The organism is Candidatus Infernicultor aquiphilus (assembly GCF_002784285.1).
GTDB lineage: Bacteria > Atribacterota > Phoenicimicrobiia > Phoenicimicrobiales > Phoenicimicrobiaceae > Infernicultor > Infernicultor aquiphilus.
On sequence record NZ_PFKO01000147.1, the window covers coordinates 1 to 14,539 of the forward strand.

General features: G+C 36.8%; 11 protein-coding genes and 1 other RNA gene. 3 read left to right on the forward strand and 9 right to left on the reverse strand.

The window, feature by feature from the left end:
* The 3 genes from COZ07_RS04010 to COZ07_RS04020 all read left to right on the forward strand — a co-directional run.
* Positions 1-774, forward strand: a 774-nt coding sequence (locus tag COZ07_RS04010; RefSeq protein WP_406607298.1) for a UPF0236 family transposase-like protein, incomplete at its 5' end; no start/stop codon positions are given.
* Positions 775-1,085: 311 nt separating this feature from the next.
* Positions 1,086-2,084, forward strand: coding sequence for an ATP-binding cassette domain-containing protein (locus tag COZ07_RS04015; RefSeq protein WP_406607299.1), 999 nt, complete (start codon positions 1,086-1,088; stop codon positions 2,082-2,084).
* A gap of 1 nt (position 2,085) precedes the next feature.
* Entirely contained in the window at positions 2,086-2,913 is an 828-nt protein-coding gene (locus COZ07_RS04020; RefSeq protein WP_406607300.1) for an ABC transporter permease, read from the forward strand.
* A 17-nt stretch (positions 2,914-2,930) separates the two neighbouring features.
* Here the strand turns inward: COZ07_RS04020 and COZ07_RS04025 are convergent, their stop codons facing one another.
* The 9 genes from COZ07_RS04025 to COZ07_RS04065 form a co-directional block, all read right to left on the reverse strand.
* Positions 2,931-3,947, reverse strand: coding sequence for an SIS domain-containing protein (locus COZ07_RS04025; RefSeq protein WP_406607301.1), 1,017 nt, complete (start codon positions 3,945-3,947; stop codon positions 2,931-2,933).
* Positions 3,948-3,976: 29 nt separating this feature from the next.
* A complete protein-coding gene (locus COZ07_RS04030) occupies positions 3,977-5,176 on the reverse strand; it encodes a diphosphate--fructose-6-phosphate 1-phosphotransferase (RefSeq protein ID WP_406607302.1) in 1,200 nt (399 codons plus the stop codon).
* 56 nt (positions 5,177-5,232) lie between these two features.
* On the reverse strand, positions 5,233-5,376 hold the full coding sequence (locus tag COZ07_RS04035; RefSeq protein ID WP_406607303.1) for a hypothetical protein: 144 nt from the start codon (positions 5,374-5,376) through the stop codon (positions 5,233-5,235).
* 8 nt (positions 5,377-5,384) lie between these two features.
* Positions 5,385-6,779, reverse strand: a complete 1,395-nt coding sequence (gene aglA, locus COZ07_RS04040; RefSeq protein ID WP_406607304.1) for an alpha-glucosidase/alpha-galactosidase — start codon at positions 6,777-6,779, stop codon at positions 5,385-5,387.
* 54 nt (positions 6,780-6,833) lie between these two features.
* Positions 6,834-9,389 carry a magnesium-translocating P-type ATPase gene (gene mgtA, locus COZ07_RS04045; RefSeq protein WP_406607305.1) on the reverse strand — a complete coding sequence of 852 codons (2,556 nt, stop codon included), beginning with the start codon at positions 9,387-9,389 and terminating at the stop codon, positions 6,834-6,836.
* 58 nt (positions 9,390-9,447) lie between these two features.
* Positions 9,448-9,801, reverse strand: a transfer-messenger RNA (tmRNA) gene (gene ssrA / locus COZ07_RS04050).
* Complete coding sequence (smpB, locus tag COZ07_RS04055; protein ID WP_406607308.1) at positions 9,791-10,270, reverse strand: SsrA-binding protein; 480 nt, start codon at positions 10,268-10,270, stop codon at positions 9,791-9,793. The genes ssrA and smpB overlap by 11 nt, the downstream gene beginning before the upstream one ends.
* Before the next feature lie 58 nt (positions 10,271-10,328).
* Positions 10,329-11,216, reverse strand: coding sequence for a prephenate dehydrogenase (locus COZ07_RS04060; protein WP_406607306.1), 888 nt, complete (start codon positions 11,214-11,216; stop codon positions 10,329-10,331).
* Between the two features lie 772 nt (positions 11,217-11,988).
* Positions 11,989-14,208: an IS4 family transposase gene (locus tag COZ07_RS04065; RefSeq protein ID WP_406607307.1), complete on the reverse strand. Its 2,220-nt coding sequence runs from the start codon at positions 14,206-14,208 to the stop codon at positions 11,989-11,991.
* Positions 14,209-14,539 lie beyond the last annotated feature (331 nt).

Genomic DNA, 14,539 nt, shown 5'->3' on the forward strand with positions numbered 1-14,539 from the left:
AAAACAGGTAAATCTAAAAGACTAAAGGAGAAATTCACCTTTGTCGGGACCGGGAAAGAGTTTATGAGAAACTTAAGTCTTTTAGCCGAAGAAAGACTCTCCCTCTCCAAAGTAAAAAAGGTTATCTTCGGGGGAGACGGAGACTCCTGGATCATCTCGGGAGTAGGTGATTACTTCCCTTCTGCTACCTATCTACTCTGTTTTTATCATCTCTTTAAGAGACTAAGAGAAGGTCTGGGAAGAAGGAAAGAAGAACAAAAGACCATAAAAGATCTGCTTCTATCTAACCAGACCGATAAGGCTTTATCCAAAATAGAGCAGATGATTAGGGCACCTTATGACCTTAAAGAAAAAGATAATCTAACCAAACTCTATACCTATATCTCTCGTAATCGTCAAGGGATTGCCAACCAGGTTATCCTGAAGGACCAAGAAATACAGCGAACCGGAGCTATAGAATCAAACATAAATAAGGTGATCGCCTCTCGCTTTAAAAAGAGAGGGATGAGTTGGAGTGAAAAAGGAGCCCTTAGTCTCCTAAAGATAAAAGAGACTATCTTGAATGGAGAATGGGACGACTGGTGGGAGACCGAAAGAGAACGAAATATTAAAGTAGGCAAATACAAACCACCTCTGCCTGCTTCCTATTTTAAGAAAGAAACAGAGACTTCTCCTCTTATAGAGGTAACCATACCTGCTTTAAGAGGACCGGATCAGGGTAAACCCTGGGTGGGTGTTTTGCGAGAACTATCCAGAGTAGGATATTTTAATTAATCCATCAAAAAACTAAAGAAAGTTGATCACTATGTATTACTGTAACCTAAATAAAATAAGGATAATCGTGCTTATTTATCCAAATAATAAGCTATAATAGAACAAGGGGTAAGTCTACCCAAAACCAGAGGATTTTTTTCACCAAAGAAAACTACCCCCAAAGTATTGACACAGACTACCAGAGAGGAAGAATTGACAAACTGGGGGGTAATATGATAAAAATATTATGCGTATTGCATTTTACAAGCTAAAAATATAAGAGTAAATAGTAAATTGCGAAATAAATAAATAATAAGTGGGTAAACCTAATAATGAATGATATAGAAAGTAACTTTAATAATATTATTAAAGTCAAAAGTTTGGGAAAGAAATTTGGCGATTTAGAGGCAGTTAAAAATATTAGCTTCGAAGTTAAAGAAGGAGAGATATTCGGATTTTTAGGACCTAACGGAGCCGGAAAAACTACTACCATAAATATGCTCTGTACCATGCTCAAGCCAAACCATGGTACAGCCTCCATAAACGGTTATTCTATCCTCACCTCCTCCAACGAAGTAAGGAAAAGTATTGGGATTATCTTTCAAGAAAATACCCTGGATGAAAAACTTACTGCCAATGAAAATCTTTCTTTACACTGTAGATTTTACAGAATCCCTAAAAAAGAAAGGGAAAATAGAATAAAAGAAGTGCTTGATATAGTAGAACTTGGTGACAAGAGATATAAAATCGTGGAGACTTTTTCTGGAGGTATGAAGAGAAGATTAGAGATTGCTCGGGGACTACTACATTATCCGAAGGTACTTTTTTTAGATGAACCTACTATTGGACTTGATCCTCAAACTCGAGCCCATGTTTGGGAATACATTTTAAAACTTAAAGAAAAAGCCGGCATTACCATGTTTTTAACTACTCATTATATAGATGAAGCAGAAATATGTAATAGGGTAGCTATCATTGATTATGGTCAATTAATTGCTTTAGATTCTCCTGATGAACTAAAAAGCAAAATAGGTGGAGACATTGTTGAAATTATTACCTCAGATAATGAAGCTGCCAAGAAAGAAATAGAAACCAAATATAATAAAGAAGTAACTGAAAATCATAAAGTTATTTCTTTTAAGGTAGATAAAGGTAATAGATTTTTAATTAGTTTTATAAAAGAGTTTCAAACACCCATTAAAAGTATTAATCTAAGAAGACCTACCTTAAATGATGCTTTCTTAAAATTAACCGGCAGGCAGATAAGAGAAGAAGAAGCTTCAACAAGAGATCTAATGAAAAAAAGAATGCAAATGCATAGGAGAAGATAAAATGGAAGAAATTTTTGCCCTTTGTCAGAGAGATATATTAAGATTTTTTAGAGATAGAGCCAGGCTGCTTAGTTCTTTTGCAATGCCTTTTTTGTTTCTAATTATCTTTGGAAGTGGAATGAGTGGAGCTATGAGTTCGATGTTCAGAGGAGGTAGTGATTATTCTTCTCTCGCTGACTTTAATTATATGAAATTTATGTTTCCTGGAATTATTGGAATGGTAGTTTTTACTACTTCTATTTTTTCAGCTCTTTCAGTAATCCAAGATAGAGAATTTGGTTATTTAAGAGAAATCTTAGTATCTCCAGTAAAAAGAAGTTCTATCGCTATCGGAAAAGTATTGGGAGGTACTACTATAGCAGTAATACAAGGATTGCTTATGTTTGTTTTTGTTCCCTTTACTGGATTAAAGATAAATTTATCTATTTTAATAAAATTAATTCCCGCTATGTTTTTAGTAGCTTTTACCCTTTCTTCTGTAGGCCTCTTAATTGCCAGCTTATTAAAAACTACTACTGGGTTTCAAATGGTCATACAAATTTTTATATTTCCTATGTTATTTCTATCAGGTGCCTTCTTTCCTATAAATGGCTTACCGGTATGGATGAATTTTCTGGTGATTATAAATCCACTTACCTACTCAATAGATATGTTTAAAAAAATAATATTAGAAACCGATAAATTAAATCCAGTATTAAAACAAGCAATGGGTCTTAATTTAACTCTTTTCGGACATCAAATAACTATATTTAACGAAATCCTATTTATACTAATATTAAGCATCATCTTTGTTACCCTGGCCACTATAAAGTTTAGTCACAACAATTAAAATAAAAATGGAGAGAATTAATTAAAGGATTTAAATTCATGACCTACTTTTCGGGCTCGTAATGTTTTGTCCAGATTATTACCTATATTTATTCCAACTTCTACCAGAAGATTCCAACCGGCAGCAATTTCAAGATAGTTAGTAAAATCACCGTATTCAGGAATTATTATAGTAGGAAATATAGTCTTTTTTGTAGAAATGACAATCACCTTTAACCCTACACCATCGATAAGCACATCTTTATATTTTTCCTCATCATTCTTAAATGGATCTATAATTACTACCACCTCATCTGCATCCATAACTTCTTCGATACCGTGAAAAACATAAGTCCCTTCTAAAAAATCCGATTTTTTACGGGCTATTTCATTTGCTTTAAGGGTTAATTCTTCTGCCACCCCATTATTTCTACCAGCGAAATAAATAGCTTTCGAATCTATTAGAGTTTTGGTTACCTCCTCTGGAATAGTTATCTCTAAAACCTGAGTTATTAAAGTTCCCAGTTTATTTAGATCTGGCAAGGATACATTATTTAATTTTCTAAAGAGTAAATCATAAAAAAGTGCCTGTTCTATTACTGATTTTGTTGCCGCAACTGCTTTCTCTACACCACAGGTTAACAGATAGGATAGATGAGCTTCCTTCATTATAGGAGTTCCGGCATTGGCAACGATGCTAATGATATTATCATGATTTTGTTCTTTTAATTTCTGAATTAATTTTAAATCTTCTTTTGTTTTTCCTGAATTAGATGCTATAAACACAGTATTATCTAAAAGTTTATATTCAAGGGCTTGAGTGGCACAATCGGTGTAAAAATCTTCTTTATAACCTTTTTTTCGGGCTTCATACATAACCTTTTTAGCCGGAAAAATGCGTGATGACCCTTCACCAGTAAAAAATATTCTTTCTTTTTTTATTTCTTTTTCATAAGATAATACTTTTTCAACATTAAGATGTTTGACTATTTCAGCAGTCTCCAGCATTTCTTTAATTAGAAAAAATTTATTATATTTATTATTTCGTAAGTTCATCTCTAATCTCCTATTAATAAAAATAGTTATTATTTACTTTTTATAAAATTTAATTCACTATATCTGGGGAGTTCTCCCACCAGTGGTTGGATATATTTTATATATTCATTGGTTACAAAGTTCCCTTGATTATTAATGTACTTATCATCCATTGGTCTTGTATGTAAGGCAACCTCATTAAGTGAAACGGTTTTTAATTCAACTTGATAGGGAGAAGAGCTAATTCGATGGAGGGAAACCATAACCCCAGAAAGACCCTCTTCAGCCAATTGTATAGCCTTAACTCCACATGCATAGGCTTCTTCCAGATCAATCTTGCTTGCCCGATCTATGGCACACATAGAGAGAGATTCAGTTATTTGAAATTCTCCTCGATATTTAGTTTCTTGATTAATTATTTTATGTAAGGTCAGCGCTGCACTTCCCCCTCCCATTGCTCCAAATTCAATATTGGACAAATTATTCTGGGTTTGGAGACTGGCTACCGGAGTCCCATCTTCCCAAAGGATACCTTCACCGCAAACTATGGAAACCCATCTATTTTTATTAATACATTCTTTGACCTCTGATATAAATCTTTCTTTAGACAAAGGTCTTTCCGGTATATAAATTAGATGAGGAGCATCGGATTCAGTTTTTTTAACCAAAGCTGCCGAGGCAGCCAGCCATCCGGTGTTTCTACCCACAGTTTGTAAAATAACATATTTATCGACTCTTTGCATATCCCGAGCAAGTCGGCCAGCTTGTTGGACTGAAAGACAAACATACCTCGCCGCAGAGGCAAATCCTGGAGCATGGTCAGTACCGCAAAGATCATTATCCACCGTTTTAGGAATTCCGATACCATTTAATTTATAATTATTTTTTTGACAATATTTTTCTACTCTTCGAATGGTATCCATTGAACCATTACCACCAATAAGAAAAAAATAACGAATATTATATCTCTTAATTTGTTTTATTATAAGTGGAAAATCTTCGTCTTTTAAAGTATATCTGCATGAACCTAAAGCAGATGAAGGGGTTTGACGCAATCCCTCAATGACTTGAAAGTCTTCTTTTCCTAAATCAAAAATCTCATCTTGCATAAATCCTTGAATCCCAAACCTCATACCAAGAACTTTTTCAACTTTTTTTGATTTGAGACCTTCTTGAATAAGACCACAAAGACTCGAATTAATAACTGCGGTAGGTCCACCAAATTGCCCTATAATTGCATTTCCTTTCATCAGTCGCTCCGATAGATTAAAATAAATTTATATTTAACTCATCATAAAGGTGTTTACTACTTAACATCCATAAGCCCTCTTCTTTTTAAAGGTTCAAGTATCTTCACTGCTGCACCAATTAAAACTCCATCCTCTCCTAATTTAGAAAATTTTATCTTGGGAACAAGAAGAATATTTATCTCTTGTAAAAAATCTTTCAATATAACAGTTAAGGCCTTTTCTGTTTTCGCGGAAACGACATATAATGTTTCTTCATCTCTTTATTAAAAGGCAAGGCAAGTATCTCCTCTATAACTGCTTCTGCCTGCTCAAAAGATTTGGTCCTGGGATCTCTGATCAGTATTTCTTGAAGTATCCTTTTATCACCAGATACGAATGCTTCTAAGGCCCACTCCATCCTTAACCTCCTCGGGGTAAGATACATATCCATTATCCGCTTTGGTAGGGGAGGGTTTATCTCCTCTGGATGAATGCCTTTCTGGTCTACAATTACCGGTACTTCTACTACTACATCCTCGGGAATGCCCGGTATTATTGGTCCTTTATTGGGAATATTTAGTACAAATCTTTCTTGATTCCCATTGATCAAGGCATCGATAAATTGAATGTGTTGTTCTCCGCTCATAACCTCAGGGGGAAATTCTTGCAAAAGATTAATAGATTTATCTGCATCCAGCTTAAAACTCTTATCGGTTGATGCCTTCAAACTATTCTGATACCAGGCCCAGCCTAAGTCAGAATCTGCTCCTCCCCAGGGTTCTCCATACCATTTTTTCTTGGCTTCCAGATGGTAATGATATTTCCAGCTCCCATTCCTAACACTATCTCCTATGGGCATTCTTCCATAAAATTTGTACATATCTATCGCCGCAGGACTCATTTGGTCATCAAAAGGATCTTTGGGTTTCCATTTCCTCGCTTCTTCTTCTATCCATTGATCTAAAAGCGGATATGCATCCTTGTCTTTATAAAGAAAATGGGTAAGCCATATATTGTGGTTAAATCCGGCAACCTGCCAGTTCACTTTTTTTATATCCAATCCCAAACTTTTTGCCACGGTTTCAACACCATAATGCCCATGACAAAAACCTATAACCTTAAGGTCAGAATATCTGGATATCAAGGTCGTACCTTCAAATACAGGATTAGCCGCCTGAAGAAGCCGAGCATTCGGGCATATCTCTTCCATACTGTGAGCTATCTCTAAAAAATGTTTGAGTTGATTGTAATTACTTAAGGTATAGTAATCAGAAACCATATTAAATTCTTGGCTATCTATGCCTCTTGCATACCCATGCATTTCTCCTGCTTTTCTACTGGCATCCAGTTGTCCATGACCACCTATAAGAGCAGTGTTGATTACAAAATCTGCGTCTTCAATTGACCGTTTCATATCTGTTGTTTTCTCGAACCTTAAATTAGTCCCCACTAGATCAGCATATCTCTTTGCTAAATGATGTACTGAATTTAGACGCTTTTCATCGACATCCATAAGTGAAACAGAGCTTCCAGATAAACCTTTTGTTTTGCAAAGATCTCCTACTAATCTTAAAGAAAAAATAGCACTTCCTGCTCCTATAATACTTAGTTTTATACCTGACATTTAAATTCCTCCTTATAACTAATTTATCTAGTGGAAAATTTAAAACAAGCTACTCTATTCATACCCATACTTCTTTATGAACCACTTTTTTACTGCCTGGACCGAAAATAAATACGTTACGACAATCATTATAAGAGCCAGAAAATATAGCGGTGGCGGAACAATAAAACCAAAATGTTGCCCTAAAGGCGTAAATGGTATAAGCAGACCTATGGTTAGGATGTATATAGATGTAAACATCAAAAATTGACTCGGCTTGCTTTCAATAAAGGGTATTTTTCCAGTACGGATAATATGAATGACCAGCGTTTGCGTACAGAAAGATTCCAAAAACCATCCGGTATGAAAAAGCGGTTCGGAAGCATGGAAAATAAACCATAAAACACCAAAGGTTATGAAATCAAATATTGAGCTTACCGGTCCGATAATCAACATAAATTTCTTGATATAATTTACGTTCCATGGCCTGGATTCAAGAAGGTATTCCTCGTCCACATCATCCGAAGGAATTGCTATTTGCGAGAGGTCGTAAAGAAAATTATTTAACAGAATTTGTATGGGCAACATCGGTAAAAATGGCAAAAACAAACTCGCTCCGATCATGCTGAACATATTTCCTAAATTAGAACTTGAGCCCATCTTGATGTATTTAAGAATATTGCCAAATGTCCTTCGCCCCTCGATTACTCCATCTCCCAGCACCATTAAATTCTTTTGCAGAAGAATAATATCAGCCGATTCTTTGGCGATATCCACCGCATTATCAACCGATATCCCCACATCGGCCGACTTTAAAGCAGGTGCATCATTTATACCATCCCCTAAGTATCCGACGGTATGATTGTTTCTATGCAGAGCCCGAATAATGCGCTCCTTTTGCAGAGGGGAAAGCCGAGAAAAAACATTTACGGATTTCACCATATTAGTTAGCTCTTCATCGCTTGCCTTTTCTACTTCTTCACCGGTTAAGGTTTCTTTTACATCAAGACCGATTTCGCTGCATATCTTCTTGGTCACCAGTTCGTTATCGCCAGTTAAGACCTTAAAGTCTATACCCAGTTTGCTTAAAGTTTCAATAGCTTTTCTAGCTGTTGGCTTAGGCGGATCAAGAAAGGCTACGTATCCTTTAAGAACCATTCCGTTTTCATCATCTTTCGAATAGACTTCTTTAGGATTAGCGTAATCTTTGTAGGCAATAGCCAAAACTCTGAATCCTTCAGCGCTTAAATGCTTATATTCAAGCTCCAAATCTGTTAGGGTAATGGCGTTAAAATCAAAGAAATTTCCGTCTAATTCAAATTTCAAACACCGCTTAAATATTTCTTCCGGAGCGCCTTTGGTAATCAATCGATGCTTACCATCCATTTCCACCACGACAGACATCATCTTCCGGGAGAAATCAAAAGGAATTTCATCAATTTTCTTATACTTTTTAACCAGTAATTTCTCATGCCTTAGTACAGCGCGATCTAAAATGTTCTTAAGACCAGTCTGGTAGTAACTATTTAGATAGGCCAATATTAACACGTCCTCATCTTCTTTTCTTACCACATTGCAATGCCGCTCTAAAACAATCTTATTTAAGGTAATGGTGCCTGTTTTATCGGTACAAAGGACATCCATCGCCCCAAAGTTCTGTATCGAATTAAGGCGTTTGACGATGACATTCTTCTTGGACATGGCTATTGCGCCTTTGGAGAGATTAATTGCAACTAGCATAGGAAGCATTTCCGGAGTAAGGCCCACGGCAACCGCCAAAGCAAAAAGAAGCGCTTGATACGTATTCCCTTTAGAAAGTGCATTTATAGCAAAAATAACGACTACTAAGATGAGCATAAAGCGAATCATCAGCCACGTAAAGCTGCGCACGCCCTTATCAAAGCTTGTCTCCACGGCTATTGATGCAAGCCTGCGCGAAATTTCGCCAAATTGGGTAGCTAAGCCGGTCCTAATAACGACGCCTAATCCCGTGCCATTTACCACGCTTGATCCCATAAAGGCGATATTGGTCAAATCGGAAGGAGAACTGCTTTTAGTTTGTATCGGTCCGGCGATTTTTTCTACCGGAAAAGACTCGCCAGTTAAGGAGGCTTGATTGAGAAACAAATCTTTACCAGAAATAATCCGTAAATCCGCGGGGATCATATCACCGGCAGAGAGGTCAACAATGTCTCCCGGAACGATTTCCTTGATATCCACTTCTATTGTTTTGCCGTTTCGGTAAACGGTTGCGGTAGCCCGCACCATTTCGCTCAACTTCTCAACTTCTCTTCCGGCACGGTGCTCTTGAAAAAAAGATAATGCCACGCTCATAATTGCCATCAAGATAACCAAGACCGCGCTTATCTTTTCACCAAAAAAGATGGAAAACAAAGCTATTATCAATAAGACGATAACCAGAGGATTGAAAAATTTTGAAATAATTTGAAATACAATGGAGCTTTTCTTTTTTCTGGCCGGTTCGTTATAACCATATTCTTCAAGGCGCTTTTCAACTTCTTCTGTGGTAAGCCCTTTAAGAGAAGTAGCGAATCGTTCCAGAATTACATCTGTAGAGCAATTTACGCAATCACCGTTTAATATTTTTGAATTTTGTTTATTATTGGCCATAGGTAGGTTTATTCTTTCATTAAATCATCGATGCCAATGCCAAAAGCGTCAGCAATTTTGGTGGAGGCGGCGAGACTTGAACTCGCGTCCAAAGATATTTCAGTAAAAACCACTACGAGTGTAGTCTATGATTTTTTTCTCGCTCTTTTTACCTCCCATAGACAGGATGTAAATTGAACCAGCCCTGAATTTTCTCTTTTACCTTTCTGGGCAGCAAGATAAAAGATAGTTTACTTTAGGTTATGCCTATAAAGGTCTCGTAAACAAAGAACCTTTAAAGACAAGCAGCCTAATTAGGCTGCTGCTAATTGTTCGTTTCTAGCAATTAATGTTTTTCCATGGTTTTACGAGGACATGGAACCTCGACTCGCTATTTTTACCTCTTTTATCCCTGTCGAAACCTATCGCCCCCATTTTTTATCCTTTAATTCTCTTTCTACATCTCTTTGAACTGCTTTCTCGGTTAATGATTGCCGTTTATCGTACAATTTTTTCCCTTTCGCCAAAGCTAATTCCATCTTGGCACGACCTCTTTTAAAATAAATCCGTAAAGGCACCAGGGTTAAACCCTTCTCTTCAACTTGCCCTTTTAAACGGTTAAGTTCCCGCAAGTGCAAGAGTAATTTTCGTTTCCTTTTAGGGTCTACATTAAATATATTACCAAAAGCATAAGGAGATATATGCATATTCATGATATAAAGTTCTTTATCTTCAAATTGAGCAAAACTTTCCCGCAAGCTAACCTTGCCTTCTCTTAAAGATTTTACCTCTGTCCCTTTTAAAACCAGCCCTGCTTCGCAAGTATCTAAAATGTGGTAATCATAGCGTGCTTTTCTATTTACAGCTATATTCTTTACTTCATTTTTATCCTTAACGCTCATAATTTCCTCATCTGGCAATTAAATTATAGCATAAGTAAGGTTAATTATCAATCTCACCTTAATCATCTCTTTTGGGTAAAGATATACTTTTTCTAAATATTTGTGCTTTTTGAAATTCTTCTTTTAAACTGCCGGGGTGGTTTTTAAGTTTATCCTCTATTATCCGGAGATAATTTTTAAATTCTTGAATCATTTTTAAAATATTTTCCTGATTGGTTTCACAGATATCTTCCCATATCTGATAAGGACTGGAAGCAATTCGAGTCATATCTTTAAATCCCTCTCCTATGGCTTTAAAATAATTATCACTATTCTCCAGTTGACCTAATTCACCTATCATGTTGGTAAGAGAAACTGCCATAATTTGAGGTAAATGACTTACTGCGCCTACAATTCTATCGTGTTCAAGAGGGTCTAATATTAATCTCTTTGCGTTTATGATTTTGATTAATAATAATATTTTTTTTAGGGCTACTAAATTAGTGTCCTTGGTAATAGTTAGAATATAAGTTTTATCCTGAAAGAGACAAGGATTGGCTTCCTCTATGCCGTATTTTTCAGAGCCAGCTATAGGATGACCACCAATAAAATAGACATCTTTAGATAATATTTTCTCTGCTGTTTCCACAATCTGACCTTTAGTACTCCCGGTATCAGTTACTAGACATCCTTTTTTAATAAAAGGGTTAATTCGGGGTAATAAATCTAGAATTGTTTTTACTGGAGTAGCTATAATTATTAAATCTGCTTCTTTTATTCCATTTTCAAGATTAATGGTACCTTCATCAATCGCCCCTCGAGCTATGGCTTTTTCTATTATTTCTAATTTATCTATACCGCTAATTTTAAATTTTGGATTTTTCTTTTTTAAGGCTAATCCGAGAGAACCACCGATCAGACCTACACCAATGATGGTTATCTTTTTAAAGTCACTTTCCTCTTTCATTTTATTTTTCTCCTTTCGGAACCATTATTATTTAGTATATACTACATTATGATTAGAAATCCTTTTTTTTGAGAAAACTTTTCAAAAACAGACCTAAATTGGTTACTAATCTGAGACATAATTTATCAAAAGCATCTAGATTTAAAAATAAACCCTGCCCCAATTTTATTATAAGGAAAGGTCAAGGAGATGGTAGGAGCTCAAAGTTTATGATTTTAACTATTTTATAGTAATGGGAAAGGCTTATATTATAAGGGTTTCAGAGGCAGAATGCGAGATATCGCTTGTGGCGCGTAATTTTAGGTCGAGTAATGGTTTTACCCCTCGAAAATGGCTTTTTTTAGCTAAATTTTCACCCCTTCAAAATCTGAAAGTGGTTATTTATAAGGGTTTCGTGATATATTTCCCTTTCCCCTTAACTTTTCTAAAACTCTACACTTCTTCCTAATTCATCTAAGAAGATATTAAAATTCCTTGCCCCTGGTGTAAAATTTACACTACCCTAATGGAAATTCTCCACTACCCCTAGTGGAAAAATTCCACACTAACAACAACAATTAAGAACAATAACAATATAACAACAACAATATTAGGGTGTAATTTTTACCCTGCTGTTGCTGCTGCTGTTAAAAATTTTTAAAATTTTTTTATCAGGGTGCTGCTTTTTTGCCCCTTTTTTGCATCTATATAAGTAGAGGGACAAATATTCCCCTCCTTACTCCCTCTCCCCTGGAGGCTGACTTTTACCCATACATGACACGGGGAGTATAATTTAGGGTCCTGCTCTTTGTGCTGGTTTTATAACTTTATAGAAGTCGACCATATTATCAAGCCGTTGCAATCCCCGCCATAGAGTGGTGGTTCCCGGCTCCTTATCTGACTTACGTCCTAAAAAGCCACCAAGTTTTGCTATCATCCGTATTGCTTGATAGAGGGTAGGTGGTTCTTTGGGGAGAGTGGTAGTTTTATTTATATAGGTATACAACACCTTCCACTGGTCTTCCTGGAGGAATTTATCACAAGGAATATCTGGTGTTTTTCTACCCTGCATGGTAAGAAAGAAGATACGCCAGGCTACTACCATATCAATTGCCAGGCAGGTCTTGGTATCTTCGGCCCTGGCCAGACGACGGTCTTCGATACGGCAACCATTCTTTAGGGTACGGTGATAGACTTCTATCCCCCAGCGGCGGGTGTACCATTTTAATATCTTCTTGGCATCAGTAAGGTTTTGGACTTTAACGGTAGTCAAAAGCATCCACTCTAAGGGTATAGGATAGTCGGTTTCAGATACATATACTGCATATAGTTTAAGGGGTGGTAGTTTTTTATCCCTGGGGGGATTAAGGGTAACCAAGGAAAAACGTATCTCCAGTTTTGCCGTTCTTGCGAGACGTAAGCCCTTGCGGGGGATAAAGAGTTCACAAAATCCAGAGATTGGTTCTTGGGACATTTTATCCCAGAGGTATTCTTCTTCTACTCTCCTCTTTCTACCCTTGCTAGCCCGAATTAACAGTTCTGGCTTGTTTAAAGAGGCCTCATAGAATAGCTCGTATAGATCTGCTTCCCGATCTCCTATACTTACCAGGGTGGTATCAGTTGATCTTTGTATTTCAGCTACCGCTCGGTAGCTTTTTATCCATTTCATACTCTCTTTTTCTGAGACTGATAATTCTTTTCGTTTTTTGCTCTTACCCGGGTTAGTACGGGCCCAGCATTGGACATCAAGTAATCCTAAAGGACAGCCCTCCGGGGTAAAGGCCATAGTAGTATGCAGGATAAGTCCCTTAGCCCTTGGTTTGGCAATACTATTAATCAGACCAAGTCCTTCTGTAGCCGGGTGGGAGGTATAATTAAGGATAGTGGTATCCTGTACCGCTAATATAATATTATGTTCTTTGATCCGTTCTTTAGTCATAGTAATATGAGACTTAAGTAATTCATCCATATCTACCCTCTTATTATTAAAGAATCGATAAGCTGCCTTTGTACTGGCTATGGAACCACCAGATGCCTCTGGTATGAGGGACCCTGGAGCAGCAAAGAAGTCTCTGGCTAGCCTCTGTAATCTGATATTTAGCCTATGATCAAAGAACTCTACCTGTCCAAATTCCTCTTCCGCCCAATCAGCAGGGTTATCGGGTGGGGGAATAATCCCTCTTTTCGGTTTTCTATTTAGAATCTCTTTCCAGTTTGGACAGAGGGGATAGAGGTAAATAACTTTTTTACCAGTAGACCTTCGGCCTGAGGATTTGCCTACCTTTATCCAGTTGGCTGCTTGGTAGGAGGTCCCTTTAAATTTTATATCGACAAAGGTCTCCAACAATACTGGTCTATAATTATATCGTTTTTGCCAGTCATTTGCCAGTTGTCTGATACATTTACCCAGTATATGTGAGGCAAGGTTTGGTATATTGACACCTGGTATAATAAGGAAACGGCTATTGTTTAACACATAGGGTAAATTCTTAATCCGAGCTGCTACAGACCAGCTGATAAAGTTATCTCGATCCTTTAGTGCCCAGGAGGCAGCACTAAAGCTTAAGGCTCCTACCCAACCATATCTACTCTTTATTAGATAACGGATCTGGGCACCACATAGGGGACCACTTCCTAAATAATGGTATTTATTCATTAAACTATTCCAGATAGAAGATAAACGGTTAGAAACTTTGGTTATTTGTATTACCTTAATTTCGCCTAATTTACTAATATCACCATCAATTTTTGCTACATCACTAACATCAGCCGGTATACCTCTCCTTTTCGGAAAGGATTTAGCTTTTGGTAATTTTATCATATCTCTCTTATCTAACTTTAGTAATGCTTTACGACAACTTACCTCACAGGGTTTACCCATAGGGGATATCCAGTTTAACCATTTGCAAACCCTGCGGGATAGGGTACTACGGGAGATCTCAGGCTCTTGCTTGATGGTCTCCTTAATACGATCTACTAGATCTTTGTTAAAGTATTGACCACATATTTTCATACTCTATATTATATTTTATTTTGAACTATGTGTCAAGTGTGTCCAAATATCAGCCTCAAGGGCGAGGGGAGATAAAAGATTGACAAATATCGGGAGACTCTGTCCTATAAAAAATGTTTTTATAATTATATCAGGTTGGTTTGACTACAGTGTTGTTAGTTAGTTTTTAGAATTTACTGGATTCCTGCCCCTGCTTTTGCAGGGGGAGCCCTGCGCAGGAATGACCTATAAGGAGCGGGAATGACAGATAGGAAGAGGGAGGACCTATTTGGAAAAATATTTTTAAATAGGGGTTGAAAGTGGAAAGGAGAAAGAGTATAATATTGTAGCA